20 protein-coding genes are annotated in these 19,520 nt (G+C 59.0%); 9 read left to right on the top strand and 11 right to left on the bottom strand.

Translation table 11 applies throughout. The features are described 5' to 3' along the window. Positions 1-2: 2 nt before the first annotated feature. Positions 3-1,112 carry a glycoside hydrolase family 88/105 protein gene (locus ACID345_RS04940; protein ID WP_011521767.1) on the bottom strand — a complete coding sequence of 370 codons (1,110 nt, stop codon included), beginning with the start codon at positions 1,110-1,112 and terminating at the stop codon, positions 3-5. A 90-nt stretch (positions 1,113-1,202) separates the two neighbouring features. Here ACID345_RS04940 and ACID345_RS04935 point away from each other — a divergent pair, with 90 nt between their 5' ends. Beyond that, positions 1,203-2,600 carry a sensor domain-containing diguanylate cyclase gene (locus ACID345_RS04935; protein ID WP_011521766.1) on the top strand — a complete coding sequence of 466 codons (1,398 nt, stop codon included), beginning with the start codon at positions 1,203-1,205 and terminating at the stop codon, positions 2,598-2,600. Between the two features lies 1 nt (position 2,601). Here ACID345_RS04935 and ACID345_RS04930 read toward each other — a convergent pair whose 3' ends face one another. After that, positions 2,602-2,922: a hypothetical protein gene (locus ACID345_RS04930; protein WP_011521765.1), complete on the bottom strand. Its 321-nt coding sequence runs from the start codon at positions 2,920-2,922 to the stop codon at positions 2,602-2,604. Between the two features lie 170 nt (positions 2,923-3,092). On the opposite strand from ACID345_RS04930, the gene ACID345_RS04925 reads away from it, so the two are divergent. Together ACID345_RS04925 and ACID345_RS04920 are read left to right on the top strand one after the other, a co-directional pair. Continuing rightward, positions 3,093-4,238: a PP2C family protein-serine/threonine phosphatase gene (locus ACID345_RS04925; protein ID WP_011521764.1), complete on the top strand. Its 1,146-nt coding sequence runs from the start codon at positions 3,093-3,095 to the stop codon at positions 4,236-4,238. Between the two features lie 2 nt (positions 4,239-4,240). Then, on the top strand, positions 4,241-4,609 hold the full coding sequence (locus ACID345_RS04920) for a hypothetical protein (protein WP_011521763.1): 369 nt from the start codon (positions 4,241-4,243) through the stop codon (positions 4,607-4,609). Positions 4,610-4,615: 6 nt separating this feature from the next. Here the strand turns inward: ACID345_RS04920 and ACID345_RS26815 are convergent, their stop codons facing one another. Beyond that, positions 4,616-4,777: a hypothetical protein gene (locus ACID345_RS26815; protein WP_187148943.1), complete on the bottom strand. Its 162-nt coding sequence runs from the start codon at positions 4,775-4,777 to the stop codon at positions 4,616-4,618. Between the two features lie 100 nt (positions 4,778-4,877). Here ACID345_RS26815 and ACID345_RS04915 point away from each other — a divergent pair, with 100 nt between their 5' ends. The 3 genes from ACID345_RS04915 to ACID345_RS04905 are packed head-to-tail and all read left to right on the top strand — an operon-like array spanning position 4,878 to position 6,591. Then, on the top strand, positions 4,878-5,567 hold the full coding sequence (locus tag ACID345_RS04915) for a dual OB domain-containing protein (protein ID WP_011521762.1): 690 nt from the start codon (positions 4,878-4,880) through the stop codon (positions 5,565-5,567). Then, positions 5,564-6,160, top strand: a complete 597-nt coding sequence (locus ACID345_RS04910) for a DUF488 domain-containing protein (protein ID WP_011521761.1) — start codon at positions 5,564-5,566, stop codon at positions 6,158-6,160. Before ACID345_RS04915 ends, ACID345_RS04910 begins: the two co-directional genes overlap by 4 nt. Then, positions 6,157-6,591: a DUF488 domain-containing protein gene (locus ACID345_RS04905; RefSeq protein WP_011521760.1), complete on the top strand. Its 435-nt coding sequence runs from the start codon at positions 6,157-6,159 to the stop codon at positions 6,589-6,591. The genes ACID345_RS04910 and ACID345_RS04905 overlap by 4 nt, the downstream gene beginning before the upstream one ends. Here the strand turns inward: ACID345_RS04905 and ACID345_RS04900 are convergent, their stop codons facing one another. The 7 genes from ACID345_RS04900 to ACID345_RS04875 all read right to left on the bottom strand — a co-directional run bounded on the left by ACID345_RS04900 (position 6,592) and on the right by ACID345_RS04875 (position 14,210). Further along, positions 6,592-7,671, bottom strand: coding sequence for a hypothetical protein (locus ACID345_RS04900; protein ID WP_011521759.1), 1,080 nt, complete (start codon positions 7,669-7,671; stop codon positions 6,592-6,594). It abuts the gene before it with no gap. 176 nt (positions 7,672-7,847) lie between these two features. Then, complete coding sequence (locus tag ACID345_RS04895; RefSeq protein ID WP_011521758.1) at positions 7,848-9,299, bottom strand: 2-oxoacid:acceptor oxidoreductase family protein; 1,452 nt, start codon at positions 9,297-9,299, stop codon at positions 7,848-7,850. Positions 9,300-9,312: 13 nt separating this feature from the next. Then, the gene (locus ACID345_RS04890) at positions 9,313-10,365 is read right to left on the bottom strand and encodes a 3-methyl-2-oxobutanoate dehydrogenase subunit VorB (protein ID WP_011521757.1); all 1,053 of its coding nucleotides are present in this window, start codon (positions 10,363-10,365) and stop codon (positions 9,313-9,315) included. Continuing rightward, positions 10,349-10,639: a 4Fe-4S dicluster domain-containing protein gene (locus ACID345_RS26200; RefSeq protein ID WP_011521756.1), complete on the bottom strand. Its 291-nt coding sequence runs from the start codon at positions 10,637-10,639 to the stop codon at positions 10,349-10,351. Before ACID345_RS26200 ends, ACID345_RS04890 begins: the two co-directional genes overlap by 17 nt. Positions 10,640-10,661: 22 nt before the next feature. After that, positions 10,662-11,993, bottom strand: a complete 1,332-nt coding sequence (locus ACID345_RS04885; RefSeq protein ID WP_011521755.1) for an acetyl-CoA hydrolase/transferase family protein — start codon at positions 11,991-11,993, stop codon at positions 10,662-10,664. A gap of 10 nt (positions 11,994-12,003) precedes the next feature. Continuing rightward, entirely contained in the window at positions 12,004-12,459 is a 456-nt protein-coding gene (locus ACID345_RS04880) for a hypothetical protein (protein WP_148210018.1), read from the bottom strand. 317 nt (positions 12,460-12,776) lie between these two features. Next, complete coding sequence (locus ACID345_RS04875; RefSeq protein ID WP_011521753.1) at positions 12,777-14,210, bottom strand: AlkA N-terminal domain-containing protein; 1,434 nt, start codon at positions 14,208-14,210, stop codon at positions 12,777-12,779. A gap of 55 nt (positions 14,211-14,265) precedes the next feature. Here ACID345_RS04875 and ACID345_RS04870 point away from each other — a divergent pair, with 55 nt between their 5' ends. The 3 genes from ACID345_RS04870 to ACID345_RS04860 all read left to right on the top strand — a co-directional run bounded on the left by ACID345_RS04870 (position 14,266) and on the right by ACID345_RS04860 (position 16,729). After that, complete coding sequence (locus ACID345_RS04870; protein WP_187148942.1) at positions 14,266-14,844, top strand: nuclear transport factor 2 family protein; 579 nt, start codon at positions 14,266-14,268, stop codon at positions 14,842-14,844. Between the two features lie 85 nt (positions 14,845-14,929). Next, positions 14,930-15,805 carry a hypothetical protein gene (locus ACID345_RS04865; protein ID WP_011521751.1) on the top strand — a complete coding sequence of 292 codons (876 nt, stop codon included), beginning with the start codon at positions 14,930-14,932 and terminating at the stop codon, positions 15,803-15,805. A gap of 21 nt (positions 15,806-15,826) precedes the next feature. Further along, positions 15,827-16,729: a hypothetical protein gene (locus tag ACID345_RS04860; protein ID WP_041855451.1), complete on the top strand. Its 903-nt coding sequence runs from the start codon at positions 15,827-15,829 to the stop codon at positions 16,727-16,729. 9 nt (positions 16,730-16,738) lie between these two features. On the opposite strand, the gene ACID345_RS04855 is transcribed toward ACID345_RS04860, so the two are convergent. After that, positions 16,739-19,213 (bottom strand): PKD domain-containing protein, encoded by a 2,475-nt coding sequence (locus ACID345_RS04855; protein WP_011521749.1) that lies wholly within the window; start codon positions 19,211-19,213, stop codon positions 16,739-16,741. Between the last annotated feature and the right edge of the window lie 307 nt (positions 19,214-19,520).

Below are 19,520 nucleotides of genomic sequence, written 5' to 3'. Positions count from 1 at the left end.
CGTCAGTGCTTTCCCTTCTCAGCTATGCGATAGACCTCGCTGCCTGCGAGCAGGAATGCCCCGACGCCATATACCTCAGTCGAATCCTCGGCGAACGATTTGGGATCGGAGCCAATGGGCTGGACGTGCGTGAGCTTGCCGTCTTTATCCACGCAAGCCACCAGCGCGCTCCATGCTCTTACGACAGCGGGCTCGTATTCAGCGCGGTCGAGCAGCTTGTGGTTCACTCCCCACGCCAGAGCATAGGTAAAGAAACCAGAGCCGCTGGTCTCTTTGAGTGGATAGCTCTGCGGATCGAGAAGACTGGCGTGCCAAAGACCGTCGGGCTGCTGTGCTTTAAGCGCGGCTTGCGCCATGTCGCGATAGAGCTTCTCGAAGCGCGGCCGCGATGGATCCTGCGGGGGCAAAGCATCAAGCACGCGAACAAGTCCGGCCATCACCCAGCCGTTGCCGCGACTCCAGAACACCTTCTGCCCGTTGGCTTCGCGGCGATTGAAATACGTGCTGTCGCGGTAATAAAGATGCTCGGCGGGATCGTAAAGGAAATCCGTGGTGCGCCACCAGTCTTTGATCGCGAACTCGCGGTAGCGCGGATCGCCAGTGATCGCCGACATTTCGACCCACACCGGCGGCGCCATGAAAAGCGAATCGCACCACGACCATAGTTCGCTCACCTGATCATATTTCTGCTGAAAGTCGAGCGACTGGACTTTGGACGGGGTCGCGAGGATGAAGTCGAGGCGCTCGCGAAGGGGCGCGATGATCTTGGGATCTTTGTAGAAGACGTAGAGTGCTTCGTAGGTCTGGCCAACCGCTAAGTCATCGGCGTGATACGTGCGCGGGCCGGCCTTCCAGGCGTTGGCTTCCCCCATCGAGCGCACGGCTTCACGGTACCTGGGGCCCTTCGAAAGATTCGCGAGCGCCATCATGCCGGCGTATCCGGCGGCTTGCGTCCACTCGGTTGTGGCGTGAGACGAGGGATGCGCGAGTTGCCAGTCGGCGACGCGCTCCATCGTCGCCAGCACTTCGGTGGCGGACGGTGCGGGCTGGGCTTGCGCGGCAAAGACCGGCATGCAGAGCAAGACAGCGGCTAGGATGATGGCTCGCTTCATGATCTAAGCGCACAGGTTACACCCTTCGGTCACATGCCGGGGATGGGAGAGCGTGGTTACAATAGCCGACACGCTTTCCAAGGAACCCGTATGCCCGCCGTAATTCCAGCAAATGAAGCCGCACGACAGCAGGAACTAACCTCCTTCCAGATTCTCGATACACCTCCCGACAGTTCGTTCGACAATCTCGTCGCGCTTGCCGCCGAGATCTGTGAAGCCCCGATTTCAACCGTGACCTTCATAGACAGCGATCGGCAATGGTTCAAAGCGAAGCTTGGCGTGGAATCGGACCAGACGCCGCGCGAACAGAGCTTCTGCGCCCATGCCATCCTCAAGCCCAACGAATTCATGGTGGTGCCCGATGCCGCGAAGGACCCGCGCTTTGAGGACAATCCCCTCGTCACCGGCGAGCCGAACATTCGCTTCTATGCGGCAGCGCCGCTGGTATCCAAGGGACTTGGACTCGGCGCCCTTTGCATCATCGACCGCCAGCCTCGCACATTGAAGCCGTTCCAGGAGAGTGCGCTGCGGACGCTCGCATCGCAAGCGGCGCAATTGATGGAATTGCACCGGCAGCGTGCGATGGCCGAGAACCATCGGCGGTTCCTGCACACCGTGATGGAGACCTTGGCGGAGGGCGTGATCGTCCGCGACTCGCAGCGGCGGCTGCTGGCGCACAACACCATGGCATCCGTTCTGCTTGGAACCGAGTTGAAGGACATGGTTGGGCAGACGTTTTCAATGCTACATTTCAAACCCGTCCAGCCCGACGGTTTCCCGATCCCGACCGAAGACTTGCCGTCCTACAAAGCGCTGGCAACCGGCGAGCCGCAGCGTAACGTCATCTTCGGCATCACGCGGCCCAACAAGACCGAAATCTGGATCGAGTCGAACGCGAGTGTCCTGAACGACCCGGTCCACGGCGAGTGCGCGGTCATTTCGTTCCGCGATGTAAGCGACCGCAAGGCACTCGAAAAGCAGATCCAGCGGGATGGCACGACCGATCCGCTTACCGGGCTGCCCAACCGCGCGGCGTTCCTGAATTACGTCGGCAAGGCGATTGCAGCCGCCAGTCGATACAAGCATCCGATGAGCGTCTGTGTCGCATCGCTCGACGATCTGAAAGCTATGGTTGCGAAACATGGGCCGCATGCGGCAGATTCCGCCCTGAAACACTTCGGCACCATACTTCGTGCCACCCTGCGTCATGAGGACAGCGTGGCGCGACTGGCCGGCGATGATTTCGTCGCGCTCTTCCCTTACGTTGACGCCAACCGCGCACTGACGAGCCTGGACCGTTTCAAGTCGACGCTTGAGAACGCGCAGTTACGGCTGCACGATGGCAAAGAAATCACCCTGACAGGCGCCTGCGGGCTGTCCGATTGGAAGCCGGGAATGAGCGCAGAAGATCTTCTGGACTCGGCGCTGAAGGCGTGCGGCGAGGCGAAAGCGAAGGGCCGCAACAGCGTCGCCGTCGCGGCCGGATAGCTTAAGGCATGCAGTATTCGCCGAGCTTCGGATCGCTGTCGGGATCGGCGGTCACCGGGAATAGATCGACGCACTGGCAGTCGTAGACGCCGTGGTTCTTGGGGAGCTTCACCATCCAGTATTCCCCGGCCTTCGGCGCCGCACAGCTCGGAGTGCCGTCGTTGCAGTTGAGATCGACGCTCTTTTTGGCGTCGCTGATGTTAATCGTAACGATGACTACGCCATTGTTCTTTTCGGTGCTTTTGACCGTGACCTTGGTTTTGTCCTGCGCCCACACTTGAACGGCCATCAGCAGGATGAGGCAGACGAGTAGCTTTTTCATGAGTACGTCCCTGTCGCCAATGAAAATTCGCCGCGGTCCCGATGCTGCATGGGTCCGCTGCTAAGCCAATCATCGCGCGGGGCGAAAAGGCTGTCTGTGATGTACGTCTCATGCCTTTGCCCATTCCTCACAGTGTCTGCGCCGCTCCTCTATAATTGCCAGACCACTTCATGAGTAGCGCCGCTCCAGCTCCGCAGAAACCGCGTCCTCTTCCCGGTACCGGTTGGTCTCGATTCTGGAACCGTGTGACCGAGGGCATGGCAATGGACCAGCTCTGGTCGCAGTTTCGCGCCGATACACGCGCTGGCTACCGCTTCTACTCCAAAGAAATCAACCAGGACCGCACTTCGGGCATGAAGCCCGGCCACAAGTTCTGGTTCATGGCGGAACAGTTCTTCTGGGCGGTGATGGAAAAGCTCTCGCCCGCCCGCCGCGTGCTGTTGCTGGTTGCGCTGGTTTCGTTGCTCTTCGGACAGATCACGTGGCACACCACCCAGAACCAGACCATCGTCGTCAATCCGCAGTTCTGGGGCGGACTGCTGATGTTCCTGCTGCTGATCCTGGAGATCGGCGACCGCGTGATCATGAAGCGCGATTTGCAGATCGCTAAAGAAATCCAGCAGTGGCTGCTGCCCGCGACGCCTCCGATTGTCCCGGGGATGGAAGTCGCGTTTGTTACGCGGCCGGCGAACACGGTGGCCGGAGACTTTTACGATGTCTTCCCGCGCACCGGCGGAAACGACCACTGGCTGATCGCCTGCGCTGACGTGGCGGGAAAGAGCATGCCGGCAGCCCTGTTGATGGCGACCTTCCAGGCCAGCTTGAAAACTCTCTCCACCGCCGACATCTCGCTGCCCGATCTCGCGGCGAGCATGAATAAATACGCCTGCACCAACAGCCAGCAGGGGCGTCGTTTCACCACGGCATTCCTGGCGGAATATACGCCGGCGACACGGACATTGACGTACATCAATGCTGGTCATAACAACCCAATGCTGCGGCGCGCGACGGGACAGCTCGAGCGGTTGGATATCGGCGGCATTCCGCTGGGCATGATGGAAGACGTGACCTACCCATCAGCGACACTGACTTTGAATCCGGGCGACTGGCTGGTCATCTTTACCGATGGCGTAGTCGAGGCCGAGAACGACCATGCGCAGGAATACGGGGAAGACCGGTTGATCGCAGTCGTCAACGCGAACCTGCAGCTAGGCCCGGCGCAGATGCTTTACCAGATCATGACGGACGTGGACCGGTTCGTCGCCATGACACCCCAGCATGACGACATCACGTGTTTGCTGATCAAAGCGGTGTAGAGATGGCAGTAGCGGAAAAGACCGAACAGTTTCTGCGCACCAACACACCGGCTCTGGTGCGAAGATATGTCGGGTTTCGACTCACTTTGATCGTGGTTCTGATCCTCGCTGCCTGGAACATCCTGGTCTACGGAATCATTATGTCGAGCCGCACCCCGGCGCAGTATGTCGCCGTGCACAAAGCGGCGCGCGATATGATGCGCTCCACCGGATTCTTCATCACCTTTAACAGCGCTGTATTCGTGGGCTTCTATGCGATCTACGCCACCCGCCGGACGGAATACACCTATCTACGGACCTATGTGTTTGGGATGGCGCTCGCAGCGCTGGTGTCAGAGATTTTGAATTTCGTTTTGCCGCTTCCGCGATAACCGAGGCTATTCTTCCGACAACATTTTTCCCAACGTCGGCTTGTGTTTCGCGGTCTTCTCTTTCTTCGTCCCAGGCGCCCTACGAGTGGGCGGAGTGGTGCCCAGCACCTTGCGGGCGAGCGCCTTCACGGCCGTGACTTTGCGGAAGACCTTCTTTTTGGGAGACATGCTGCGACGAGTCTACCCCAATCATGGGATGCCCGTGAACATCCGCAACGTGAGCCGCGTCACTTCGCGGATCCCTGACGGTCGCGATACTTGAAGCGGCATGTATACGAAACGGTTTGTTTGTCTTGCCAATTCGCGCCAGACTTCGGGGCGATGTATTGCCGGCAAAGAAATCTATAGCAACGGGGCGTTCGGGGCGTGGCTTCGTCCGGTAAGTGCCCGGCCGACACAGGAGCTACACGAGCGTGAGCGACGGCTGCCGCGCGGCGGAGATGCTTCCCTGCTAGACATTCTCGAGATCGGGCTGAAGGAACCGCGGCCCCACGCACATCAATCGGAGAACCACCTGGTGGACGTCCGGCACTCTTGGGTGCGGCGAGGTCTGTGTCCGTGGAACGAGTTGCGCAACGCGGTGGATAAGGTCGAGTCGCTATGGGGCACGGGATGTAGTAGCCGCCATGGCATCAACGACCGCATCTTCTCGGAGGACGCGAAGCAATATCGAAATTCTCTGTTGCTGATTCAACCCGAGGAGTTTTCAGTGGAAGTCTTCGCGGAGAAGACGGAGTTTGGTGAGCGGCATCGCGCACGCGGCTTCCTGTTTTATCGTGGCGAGGAATACCGTTTCTCCATCACCGATCCGGAGATCGAGCGGCAATACCTGGCTGAAGGCGAAGGCGAGTATCCCCTTGAACAAGCGCTGCTATGCGTGAGCCTGGGCGAGCCGTGGATCGCCGGCTACTGCTACAAGTACTGCGCCGGCGTAATTACTCCAGGATGGCGCGGGTGAGCACCGTCTTCACCATCGGACATTCGAACCGATCGATCGAAGAACTGATCGCATTGCTTCGGCAGAATGGGATTACCGCGGTTGCGGATGTACGCTCGCAGCCCTATAGCCGGTTGTATCCGCAGTTCAATCGCGATCCGCTGGAAGATTCGCTGAAGCGCGCGGGGATCCAATACATATTTCTCGGCAAGGAACTTGGAGCGCGGAGCGAGGATACGCGTTGCTACGACAATGGACGGGTGCGATATGGGCGGCTCGCGGAGACGGCCCTCTTTCAGCACGGACTCGATCGCATCCATGCCGGCCTTGCAAAGGGATACACGATCGCGATCCTCTGCGCGGAGAAGGAACCACTGGATTGCCATCGCACGATCCTGGTTGCCAGGCAGCTCGCGGCCCGCGGATTCGAAATAAAACATATCGTCGGCGAGAAGCTTGTTGAAGACCATCGGGAGACGATCGAACGGCTGAGGCATGGTTTGTCGCTCGGTTCCATGCATCTTTTCAAAGGGGAAGACGAACTGGTCGCAATCGCCTACGAAATGCAGGAAGAGAAGATTGCCTTCACGAAAACCGAAGAGGAACACCGATGAAGCTGTTCACGATTGGATTTACGAAGAAGAGTGCGGACGAATTCTTCCCCGCGCTCATAGCGGGGAGCGTAAGGCGCGTCATCGACGTCCGGCTCAACAACACATCGCAGCTCGCGGGCTTTTCAAAGAAAGACGACCTGCGGTACTTCCTCAAAGCAATCGCAAGTATCGAGTACACGCATGTCCCGGAATTAGCCCCGACACAAGAAATTCTCGATGCCTACAAGAAGAAGGCGATGGATTGGCCGGCATACGAGACAGCGTTTCGTAAGTTGCTGGAAGAGCGTAAGGCAGCCGGCTCACTCGATCGCGAAATCTTCGAGGATGCATGCCTTCTCTGCTCCGAGGAAAAGCCGGAGCACTGCCATCGCCGGATTGCGGCCGAATACCTACACGAGCAGTGGGGCGATATCGAAATCGTCCACCTATAACTAGAATCCGCTCCACGCCGCGGTCACCAATCCCGCGACGATTCCCAGCGCGGCCACCGTGCCGTACATCTTGCCGGCGGTCTTCCACGACAGGCTCTTGCCCACGATCAGCGCCGAATAAATGCTGAAGCAGCCGAGGGTGCAGAGTAGCGTCACGACATAGGGCAGCGCCACCCCGCGCGACATCAGTACGAACGCGATTGCGACGTCGAAAGCCATCGGTACCGGCAGGAATGCGCCGATCAGCGCGACAAGAATGATTCCGAGAATCGAAACGTGCGCGGGCAGGCTGCTCGATGGCAGGGCTTCGGCGAGGATTGCGCCGAGAACGCCGGCGAGCACCATGAACGGCAGCGTGATCGCGATCATCTTCGCAAGGTTCTTGAGGAAGAGCACTACGGCCGATCCGGCGGCTGCCGATTGCGGAATCTCACAGGCGAATTCCGGCTCGGGCTTTGGCGCAAACCACGGCACCAGCGCGAGCAGCGCGAGCACGGTCGCAATCTTGGTGATGGCAACCGGCAGCGGGAACAGGCTGAATGCCATCGCCAGCACGACAACGTTAAGCGTGGGCGAACTGATCATGGTCGCGAGCGCGGTGTTGGGACTAGCGCCGGCCTGCACCAGGCCGCGTCCGATGGGCGCGACGCAATTGGCGCACACGCCGAGCGGCGCACCCGCTGCGACGCCGAGCACGGTATTGGCAAATCCGCTTTTGAACCGGCGGCGCGCGAACATGGGCAGGAGCGTGAGCAGCAACGCGCCGAACCCCATACCGAAGCTCATCCCGATGCGGTTCGTATAGAGCCAATTGCCGGAGGTACGCACGATGCGTGTCGTCAGCGGCATGGTTGGGTTGACGGGAAGGATCGCGTCGAAGCTGATGGCGCCCGCAGCCTTCACCGCGTGGCCGGCGTGGTACTTCTTCATCAATGAGGGGTATCGCGAATCAACCCAGAAATAGAGCGCCATGGCGAGGCCGAGGAAGATGACGGTAACGATCTGCGCAGTGGTGACAGCAGATTTCTTCGGGACATCGGCGACAGCAAAAGCGGGTGCGGCAGAGGCGCTCGACGACATAGTCTCTCCTGGTGCGATTCAGTTGTTCAGTTGCGAAACTCAGTCCCCACAAGGAACGGTTGGTGGGAAAGCCTATGCGTGGCCGAGTTGGGAGGCCATAGTGGAAACCTATTAGTCCGAGAGTTTTAACAAAAAGGCGGCAGGCACGAAGGCCCACCGCCGTTCGAAGGGAAAAGCTAGTATGCGTACCCGTCGGGCCCGGGGACGGCGCCGACGCGCACCTGGTTATCAACGAAATCGCGGCCGGCCTTGATGGCCTGCTTGTCGAGTTCGAGGATCTTTGGGTTCTTGACTGTGGATTCGAGTACGGCGATCGCGCTCTCGGAGGGCAGGCATTCGGTCTCTTCGAGAAGCGCGCCGAGCATGACCACGTTGGCGACCTTCGCGGAGCCGAGTGTGTCGGCCATCGCGGAAGCTGGTACACACAACACACGCGCATGCGAGATGCTGAAATCTTCCGGCAGACGATCGCGGTTGTAGAGGATGACGCCGCCGGGAGCAACCGTATCGGCGAACTTCCGTAGCGAGGGCTCGTTCATCGCGACCAACACTTCCGGCCGCGTGATGAGCGGCGTTCCGATGCGGTCGTGTGCCAGGGTAACGCTACAGTTGGCGCTGCCGCTGCGCATTTCCGGACCATACGCGGGAAGCCAGCTTACTTCCATGCTCTCGCGCATACCCATCTCGGCGATGATCTGGCCGAGGAGAAGAACGCCCTGTCCGCCGAAGCCCGCGATCTTAATGCTGATGTCGCGAGTGTGGTGGCGATGACCGGTGGTCTTCTCTACGCCTTGCGTAGCGCCGATGCATTCCGCGACCGTCTTCTGCGGCGCGTGTTTGCATTCCGGCAGTTCGAGTTTCTTCTCGCGATAGACGCCGACTGGAAAAGTCTTCATCAGAACTTCGCTGACCCACTTGCGGGCCTCGATCGGATCTTTCTTCCAGATCGTCGGACAGGGCGAGAGGATTTCAATGAAGGTGAAGCCGGCCTTCTGGCTCTGCAGAGTGAGTGCCTTCTTTACCGCGCGCTGCGCCTTCATGATGTTCTTCGGGTCACCGAGCGAAACGCGCTCGATGTACACCGGCGCTTCCAGGCTCGAGAGCAACTCGCACATGTGCAGCGGGAAGCCCTCGTTCTGCGGATTGCGTCCGTAGGGTGACGTGGTGCTGGTCTGGTTCACGAGCGTGGTCGGCGCCATCTGGCCGCCGGTCATGCCGTAGATCGCGTTGTTCATGAAGATCACGGTGATGTTCTCACCGCGATTGGCGGCGTGAATGATCTCCGCCGTGCCGATGGCCGCGAGATCGCCGTCGCCCTGGTAGCTGATGACAATGCTCTCGGGGTTGGAGCGGCGCAGCGCGGTGGCCGCGGCCGGGGCGCGTCCGTGGGCGACTTGCACGTTGCCCACGTCGAAGTAGTAATACGCAAACACCGAGCAGCCGACCGGGCTCACAAGCACCGTGCGGTCCTGGAGGCCGAGATCGGTGAGGGCCTCGGCGATTAGCTTGTGGCCGACGCCGTGGCCGCAGCCCGGGCAATAGTGGGTTTGATTCTGCAGTTCGTCCTTCCGCTCAAAGCTGTCGTAGAAGGCCGGAGATTTGTGCTTGATGATGTCGTACCCTTCCATGTCTCTCCTCCTCCTAAACCAGGCTCGCGACGCGGCTGAATAGTTCTGCGTTAACTTCTTCTGCCGACGGCACATTGCCGCCGCAGCGTCCATAGAACTCGACCGGAACTCGGCCGTTCACGGCGAGCTTCACGTCTTCCACCATCTGTCCGGTACTGAGTTCGACGGTCAGGATGCAGGCCACGTTCTTCGCGGCTTTTGCCAGTTCTTTCGACGGGAACGGCCACAGGGTGATGGGCCGGAAGAGCCCGACCTTCATGCCTTGTGCGCGCGCCATATCTACGGTGGAACGCAGCACGCGAGAGATGATGCCGTGACCGACAACGAGGATCTCGGCGTCCTCGGCCATGTAGGTCTCAGACAGCGTCTCGTTCTCTTCGATCGTTTTGTACTTCTTCTCGAGGTGACGAATGTGCGCCTCTAGCTGATCGGGGGTGAGATAGATGGAACTGATCAGGTTCTTGCGGGTCTCGTGAGTTCCCTTCACCGCCCAAGGTTTCTCAGGGGGCACGATGTCGCGAAAATCGATTTCAAGCGGCTCCATCATCTGGCCGACGAAGCCGTCGGTCATGATGACGGTCGGATTGCGATATTTGTCGGAGAGTTCGAAGGCCTTGATGGTGTAGTCGAACATCTCCTGCACCGAAGCCGGAGCGAGAACAATGTTGCGATAGCAACCGTGGCCACCGCCCTTGGTCATTGCGAAGTAGTCGCTCTGCTCGGGGGCAATATTGCCAAGCCCGGGGCCGCCGCGCACGATGTCTACAATGACGCAGGGCAGTTCGGAGCCCGCGCAGTAGCTGATCCCTTCCTGCATCAGGCTAATGCCTGGGCCGGAAGATCCGCTCATGGTGCGCACGCCCGCGGAGGCCGCGCCGTACACCATGTTGATGGCCGAAACTTCGCTCTCGGCCTGGATGAAGGTGCCGCCGACTTGCGGGAACAACAGCGCCGCATACTCGGCAATTTCACTGGCTGGAGTGATGGGATAGCCGTAATACCCGCGGCATCCCGCCATGATGGCCCCTTTCACAATCGCGACATTTCCCTTACACAGTTGCCGCATGGGCCGTCTCCTTCCCTTCGCCAGACGAAGAAAGAGCCGGCTGTTTTGCCGGCATGGTGTGTCTGTAAACCGTTATTGCGCCCGGCTCCGGGCAGCAGTAGAAACAAATGCCGCAGCCAGTGCATTTCTCCCCGGTGTACTGCGCCGGGTGAACGCCCTGGTGGCTCAACTCCGGAGCGAGTTCCAGGCAGTTCGGAGGGCACGACTCAACGCACAATCCGCAGCCTTTGCACTCCTCCGCATCAACCGTTACGTAACCGCGTGCTTCCGCCATCGATTGCCTCTTTATAGTTTTGTTACAACGCAGCCGCGCCCACTAACTCTCCTGAGCGGGTCCACTTCATTTTTTCGCAATGCTCCAATAACTCTTTGCGGAACTTCGGGTGCGCGATACTGATCAGCAATTCCGCCCGCTCCCGCACTGTTTTGCCGTGCAAATTCACAATGCCGAATTCCGTCGCGACGAAATGAACATCAGCGCGCGTCGTAACCACGCCCGCGCCGGGCTTCAACATCGGGACGATCTTCGAGATGGTTCCGTTTTTCGCCGTCGCCGGCAGGGCGATCACCGGCTTGCCATTCTTGGAACGTCCAGCGCCGCGGATGAAATCAAGCTGTCCGCCAAAGCCGCTGTAGAACTTCTGGCCTACCGAGTCAGAACAAACCTGGCCGGTGATATCGATCTCGAGCGCCGAGTTGATGGCGACCATGTTGTCGTGACGTGCAACCACGTAGGGATCGTTGGTGTAGCTGTTCGGCCGGAAGTCAAAGATCGAATTCATACGCACGTAGTCGTACATGCGCCGAGTTCCGAGCACGAAACCAAGCGTGACTTTATTCGGATTCAGGGTCTTCATGCGGCCGTTGATTACGCCGGCCTCGATCAGCGGGATCGCGCCTTCGCTGATGGTCTCGGTGTGCACGCCGAGGTTCTTGCGGTCCATAAGGTGCGGCAGGATGGCGTCGGGAATGCCGCCGATACCGGTCTGGATGGTGCAGCCGTCTTCAATGAGCGGAGCGATATGCTTGGCGATTTCCTGGTGCTCCGCGGTGGCTTCGTGGATCGTCATTTCGGCGAGCGGAACATCGACTTCGACGAACGCGTCAATCTCGCTGACGTGCAGGTAGGTGTTGCCGCAGGTCTTCGGCATCTGCACGTTGGTTTGCGCGATCACGTACTTCGCTGCGCGCGCGGCGGAGAGAGTGGTCTCGATCGAAGTGCCAAGGCTCACAAAGCCGTGTTCATCGGGACGCGAGGTATGGATCAGCGCGATATCAATCGGCATCGCGCCGCTGGTAAACAGGGCTTCGATCTCGCTGAGATGGATGGGCGTGTAATCGGCGCGCCCGTCGTTGACGGCAGTGCGCACGCTTGGACCGATGAACAGCGCATTCGGACGGAACGATGCTGCGTATTCCGGCTCCGCATAGCGAGCTTTGCCCATGCCCAGCAGGTGAGCGACTTCGACGTCGCGCAGTTCGGGCGCGCGTGCGGTCAACGCATCGGCAAGCACCTGCGGGAAGCCGCTGTTGGCATGGACCCAGACGCGCATCCCCGACTGAACAGCCTTAAGCGCCTCGGCGGCGCTGTTCTTTCTCTTGCGTTCGTACTCCACAAACCAAGACATGCGAATCTCCCTAGGAATGAATGGCCACTTGCGCCATTTCGACGCGGGCCTGCTCGTGGCCGACCGCGGCGTAATAAATTGCGCGATCAAAAAATTGGTCCAACAACTCCAGCACCTCTAACTCACCAAAAATTTCGGCAGGACGCTCGATCACCGACTCCTGTTTCAGGTAGTCCCACAGGTTCTCTTTCACCAGGCAGATGGTCCACGTAACCTGGCACGACGGAACTCCCTGTTGCGCGCGCTTTTTCCCGATCGCCGAGTAGCGTTGTTCGATGTCAGCTTCGGTTTTGCCCAAAAGCCATTCACCGAGATGGCGGTAAACCTCGTACACCCGCTCGGTCAGTTCCTCGGCAGGCACATTGTGGTAATCGACGAGTTTGGGACAGTTCTCAATCTTTTTTCGCAGCGCCTTCGCCAGGCCCTCAGAGTGGGTTTCAATCAGCCGCACGAATCGGTAAGCCATGATCATGATGGGCTTCTCACTTCCTGTCCGGAATCCGCATTCACCCGCAGAAATACTGGGGCAAAACACAGTTTCGGACTTTTATGATGGCGATATTTCAAATAAGAATTTCCCGGCTGATTGGAGGCTAAGACGGGTCGACGTTGAACGGCCCCGAACACGCATAGATTGTCCCGTGCGGAATGTGATAAGGACGGTGACCCTTGTCACTTGAAATTGTGACGAAGCTCACACCCCATAACTGTGGCTTTTGAGGGCTTATGTAAATCGCGAAACTATAAGCGCGAGCGAGGACTGTTTTTCGTCTCCGATTCGCCTTACAGCGAGTGTCCAGCGCTCCACATATAGATGGCAGCGTACCCGCGCCAGGGCCGCCAGTTCTCTGCCCTTCGCTCTAACTCTGCCGACGATTTCACGCCCAGGCTTTTTTGCAGGCCGAGGTCGCCTGCGGGAAACGCGTCGGGCTCGCGTAGCGCCCGCAGGGCAACGTACTGCGCCGTCCAGTCGCCGATTCCCGGGATGGTCTTCAATTGTTCGCAGAACTGCGGCACGTCGGTAATTGCATCGAACTGAAGCTCGCAGTCGCGGACCGCGCACGCCAACGCGCGGATGGTTTCCGCCCGTTTCATCGGCAGCGGCAAGGAAGCAGCGTCTGCCAGAATTTCGGGAGTCGGAAACAGATGCGAGATCCCATTCGACTTCCGCAAGGGCCGTCCGAACTTGCGAGCGATTTGTCCGGCGAGATTGGTCGCCGCTGCCACGCTGATCTGCTGGCCGAGAACGGCCCGGACGGCGAGTTCAAAGCCATCCCAAGCCCCAGGCAAACGTCGCCCCGGATCGCCCTTCAGATGTCCGCGAAGTAGCCGATCGTTCTCGAGCACCCCGGCAATCGAACCCCAGTCTGCGTTCAGGTCAAACATCGCGCGGACGCGCTCCACAATCTGAAACAACGCCGACGAGTCCTCGAAGTTCACGCGCAACACCAGCGAGTGCTGCTCCGGTGCGTGGGTCACTTCGAAGCTTCCCTCTTTACCGTGTAACGAGATCGATCGGGCGTAAGCGTCTTCTGTTACGCACTCCACGCCGGGTGTCGCGCGCGGACGCAGAAAATCCAACATCCCGAGCCAGTGATACGGCGGACGGTACCGCAGCCGAAACACATATTCGTGCTCGTGCGTTTCAAACGCATTCCTCGCCAGCGCGCGCAGTTGCGACGGCGTGCGATGGAAGGTCGCGCGGATGTTTGCATTAAACCGTCGTACGCAGCCGAAGCCTGATGCCTCCGAGACCTCGCTCATCGGCAGGCTGGTTTCATCAATCAGTTTCTTCGCGAAATGTAATCGCCGAGTTTGAGCCACCGCGCGTGGCGATGCTCCCAGATGCTGGAGGAACAATCGGCGCAAGTGGCGTCCGCCAATTCCTAACCGCTCCGCCAGATATTCGATTCCACCGTCATCGAGAGCGCGCTCGTTGAGCAAGCGAAGCCCGCGCGTCACCGTGCTCGGCGTTCCCAGCCACGCCGGCGTTCCGGGCGAGCACTCCGGCCGGCAGCGCAGGCACGGACGAAATCCTGCCTCTTCCGCCGCGGCGGCGGTTGGGTAGTACCGCACATTTTTCTCCTGACAGGTGCGGGCGGAACAGATCGAGCGGCAGTACACCCGCGTGGTCAAGACGGCGATGAAAAACTTGCCGTCGAAGCGAGGATCGCGCGACAACCGCGCCCGCGAACACGTCTGCCGGTCGAGGAGCATGACCCATGATAGCTACTTCCTTCACCACGATTAGACGTTTTCGGACATGCTAGAAATGTCTCAATTTCGCGTCCGGTTCCGTCCAACGACATTTCTCCATCTGTCGTATCGTCTTCCGGACATGCTCTTTCCCCGTACAACCTCGAACTGTTTGAGGGCAGGCCAAACGCTGCCCTCATTTTTCGCCATCATTTCCATTGCTTTCATGCTGGTTTTCCCAAGCGCAGGCCAACAGACGAGCACCCGGGGCTCCGAACAAGACCGCAACGCCATCCTGCAACTCGATGATGAATACCAGGCCGCAGTAAAGAAGAACGACGCCGCGACCATGGCGCGCCATCTCTCCGACGACTACATGCTCGTCTCAAGTTCCGGCAAAACCTACTTCAAGCCCGATATGCTCGCCGAAGCGAAATCCGGCACGGTCGTCTACGAGATTCAGGACGACACCGACCGCACCGTTCGTTTTTATGGCGACACCGCCGTCCTCACCGGCAAACTACACGAGAAAGGCACGCAGGATGGCAAGCCATTCGACGTTTGGGTGGTGTTCAGCGACGTCTACATGCGTCGCGCCGGCGGCTGGATCTACGTCTTCGCCCAGGCAGCCCGCCTGCCTGCTGGTAATCCGTAAAAGCGGGTATTTTTGGAACGCGTAACAGCGCCTGATCGAAATTGACTGTCATCGCGCAGACATTCGCGCTATCCTCCCCGCGTCGATGCTTCGCCGGATCCTATGCGCGCTGTTGTTCTCGACGGCGTTGTTCGCCCAGTCGCCGGTAGTTCTCGGCGTGTTCGAAGACAGCATGGGAGCGCTCGAGCAAGATCCGCACATTCGCGGTCTCCGCGCGGTGTTTTACAAGTCTGGGACCGAATGGAAAGTTCTGCCGGCCAACTGCGCCACGCGGAAGTGCATGCAGCAATTCATTCCGGAATTTCCCTTCGAACTGACATGGACGCTAGCTTTCGATGGGCGCAGTCTTGGGACCATCACGTCGCGCGTAGCCCCCGACCCTCCGGACTCCGATTGGCGCGCAATGATGCAAATCATCAGTGAGCCTCCTCTTCCGGCGATCGGCAAACAAACGGAGGAATTCGCGGGATTTCCGGGAGCACCCGTATTACGTCCACTGGTTGCAATTTCACAACCCAACTCCGCCGATCCCGACGTTTGGAAGCCGTTCATCGCAGTGCCAGCCAACGTCGCTCCGGTCCGCGCCGAGTTCCGCAAAAAATATCCGCGCATCACTAACTGCGAAGTGGAAGAAAGCCGCGAATACCGCGACGCCGAAATCAAGGTCAACAAAAGCTACGCCGCAAAGACCGGGTGGAAATTGTTCTCGCTCGGAATTAAAGGTTGCGATGCCAGCAACCTCGGAGCCACCGCCGGGCTGGACTACGAGTGGTTCACGATCGATCCCTCCGGCACCGTCCATTACCTCGCGAGCAACCTCGTCCTCGTGGACGCGGGAGACTATGACAAATCTGGCCACTCGCAAGTCCTCTTCATGATCGACGATTACAATCGCGGCGGCTACGTGCTCTTCTACGACAACTTCCAGAAGCAGGCGACGCTCGAATACCATTTCCACTGAGCCGACGAGAACGGCAGACATATGAAGTCGATCTGTCTTGGATTGTTACTACTCTGCGCGGTTGGCCTGTTCGGGCAGACCCAACCGCTCCTGCTCGGAGTTCTCGAAGACGTCCCTTCTGAATCCGCGAACGATATGCACCATCGAGCCGCTAGAGCTCTCTTCTTCCACGAAGGCGACGACTGGAAGGCCTTCCCGACGGACTGTGAAAATGAGGAGTGCTTGCACAAATTGCCGGCAAGGTATCCGCAAGCGGTCCACTGGACGATTGCATTTGACGGCCGCAAGATGGGCGAGGTCAGTGCGCGCACTCCGGCAGAGTGGTCAAGCTATTGGAGAGTCGGGGAACAGGTGATCCTGCCTTCGGCGAAAGTGCCGGTGATCGGCAAGCCGACAGAAGAGTTTGCCGGATTTCTTGGCGACCCAATCTTGCGTCCGCTTGTTGCTGTTTCCCGATCGAATTTTCAGGCCCCGGATAACTGGAAGCCTGCCCATATCTCCGAAAATGAGAGGGCAGCCATTCGGACTCAGTTCAGTAAGCACTTCGCCTCTGTCCAGAACTGCGACAATGAATCCGCTCCCCGTAAAAATTGGCATTACGCAGACGCCGACTTTCACTTCGGAAAGTCGTATGGGGCCAGCACAACGTGGAAACTCGCGGCGGTACACCTAAGCGCCTACCGCTGTGACGGCATTGTTGACGATCCATCGAACGATCCGTTCGCCGATCAGTGGTTCACCATTGATCCAAACGGTGAAACTCAATTCTTGCGAGGCAACCTCGTCCTCGTGGACGCGGGAGACTATGACAAATCTGGCCACTCGCAGCTCCTGTTCATGATCGACGACTACAACCGCAGCGGCTATGTGCTTTTCTACGACAACTTCGCGAAGCAGGCCACGTTCGAATATCACTTCCACTGAGTTCGCGGGCTACTTTCGTTCGGTGGGCTCCACGAAGCGACGGTTGTCTTTCAGTTGCGGCATCACGGGCAGATTGCCAGTGACCTTGACCGTGAACGTCTGGTTCGCCGGTACGCCGTCGAGTCCCTCCGCCACAAGTTGGATGCTGTACTCTCCCGCCGTTGGATACGCGTGCGTAGCGGTTTTCCCCGAAGCGTGGGTGCCATCGCCGAAATCCCAGCGATAGGTGGTCGCCGGAGTATGTTCGAGATCGGCTTGCACGCTGCAATGGATCGTCTCGCCGGCCTTTGCCGTCTCCGGCACGCTGGTCTTCAGCACTGGCGCCGAGGGCTGAACGCTCGAATCCACGATCTTGATCACTCTCACCGATTCGCCCGACTGGTCGGCAATTCGCAAGGCACCGTTTCCGAGCGCGACGGCAGCATTTCCGTTCAGCACATCCGTCGCTTCAAATTTTCCTGATGCCGGAAGCCCTAGATCCGCAAGTTGGAACTGGTGTGTCCGCGATGACTTCGTCCAGTTGAAAACTACGAGCACGGCCTGGCGTTGATCTTCGCGGAGGAAGAACACGCTGGGCTGTTCGTCTTCGGATGCGTAAGTCAGCAAGTCCACAGGAGTCGCAGCGCGGCCGATCCGGATCATGTTGATCAGATCGATATTCGACGCCAACGCCAGGCGATCTTTCTCGCGACCGAGCAACAGCATGTCATCGCCAATCTCGTAGTTCCCGCCGGAAATCGCCGAAAGTGCAATCGACGCCTGCGCTCCCGCGAGCGTGACGGGCGGCTTCTGCTCGTGCTCCTCCATGAGATAGCTGTCGGTCACGTTGTACGCATCGGGATCGTTGATGAAAAAGTTCCGATGCATGTAGAAGCGCGCGGCAATGCCAGGCTCCGCGGCTTTCGTGCGCTCGAAGTTGTGACCAGTATCGGCGGAGACGCGGCCGGAATCTACCAGACCGACAGGGTTCAACATCGGGCTACCGTCTTTGTCGAGGATGACCTCGTCACCCACAGTGTCGCGAATGATCTGCAGGCCGATGCGCTGCGCCTCAAGGGCGGTGGTGTTCGGTTTGTAGTAGTAGCCTTCGATGGCGGTGGTGTCCATGAAGTCGAGCTTGATGAAACGAACGCCCCACTCGCGCACAATCGTCTTATACGTCTGGCGCAGATATTCCTGCGCTCCGGGGTTGGTCGTATCAATCGCGTAAAGCGTGTCCACGTGCTGGCCCCACACGTCGCCGATCGGGATTGGCTGGCCCTTCGCATTCTTCACCAGCCAATCTTTGTGGTTCTGGAAGACCCACGAGCGTGTAGTGATCTCGAAGGGCGCTGTCCACAAGCCGAAGACCAGTCCATCGCCAACGATGTGATGTCCCACCACGCGCATGCCATCGGGAAATTGCGTGGCGTTCGTGGTCGTGAATTCGCCGCGCGCGTATTGGTAGCCTTCATCCACCTGGAAGAAGGTGTACCCGAGCGACGCGAGGTTCTGCGAGAGCCAGTCGGCATTGGCAAGCACTTCTCCCTGGTTGATGGCGCCATAGTAGGCAGTCCAACTCCACCAGCCCACGGGAGTCTCGCCGTTTACCCGCGCATGATGCAGGCGACGTATGGCATCGCCGTACGCCAGCAGCTGCGCGTGATAGTCACCGCCAATCGCAAGCATCAGGCGATCGGAGGTCATCGTCTCTCCCGCAGCCAGCGGCAGGCTCAGCTCGACGACGTCCTCCGCCGGTGAGTCCTCCAAGTGGAGCGCCCGCTGGATTTCTGTCGTTCCTGTGGCATCCACTTCGTACGACCCGATCTTTGCGCCGTCGGTCTTCAAGCGCAGGATGGTAAGAAATTTTTCGGAGGTCAGTGCCCCGAGGAACAGGCCCTGCTTGCTCTCGCGGTTATAAATAAGCTGGCTGCCCACGCCACGATGCAGGCCCTCCGGCGCTTGCGCGAGATCGTAGATCTTCAGGTCCGGCCAGTCTTCGCTGAAGCTGTCGGAGAGCACGCGATCCGCCGCAGCGTTCGCGCCCAATTCGATGCGCGATTCTCCGATTGCTTCGACGCTGCGAATTGCCTGCACCGAAAGCTTCTTCCCCGTGGTGTTGCGAAGCTTCACCTGCACCGTTCCATACGGGGCCTGATCGTAGGCTTGCAACACGTATGTGAGTTCCGGCTTGCTCGCTGTTCCCGCGCATGTAACCGCGATCTGCTTGCCTGCGCCAAGGTCATCGTTGAACTTCGACTCAGCAGCCTTGCAACCGCCATACTCCGACGACCGCAGCCACTTGTGATCGACCTCCGCTCCTACCCGCGCCGACAGCACCGGTTTCCCATCGACGCCCGCCAATTGATACGAGCCGTCGCCGGCATTCACCGAGATGGATACGGCTTTGTTAGCAAGCGACTGTGCGGATGCCGAAACGGCACACGCCATTCCCGCCACCACCAGCACTGCGATCTGACACTGTCGCAAATAGGAAGAGTTCATAGGGAAACTCCTTGAATCGTTTTAATCGCGCTAGGAACCAATACTGCAAGAGACAACATTTGTCCAATTGAGCAAGTCGGTGCGCACTGCTTAAATCCAAAAGAGCGAAATTGAACAGTACCTGCCGTTAGCTCACCTTCTGAGGTGATTCCGGTCACAGCCAGATTTTTCGCGCAGGCGAAGAATGAGTGCGCTATCGAAGGTTCCAACTTCGGAGCCGTAGTGAAGTTGTTGAGCTAAGCCGTTCGATCCCCTTGAGGCCCAGTTCTGGGCCAGCGACGGCGTAATCTGGTGACTCTCGCAACGG

It is taken from the genome of Candidatus Koribacter versatilis Ellin345 (assembly GCF_000014005.1).
Classification (GTDB): Bacteria; Acidobacteriota; Terriglobia; order Terriglobales; family Acidobacteriaceae; genus Korobacter; species Korobacter versatilis_A.
Note: the sequence above shows the minus strand (reverse complement) of the source record. Positions and strands in the feature narration are given on the sequence as shown.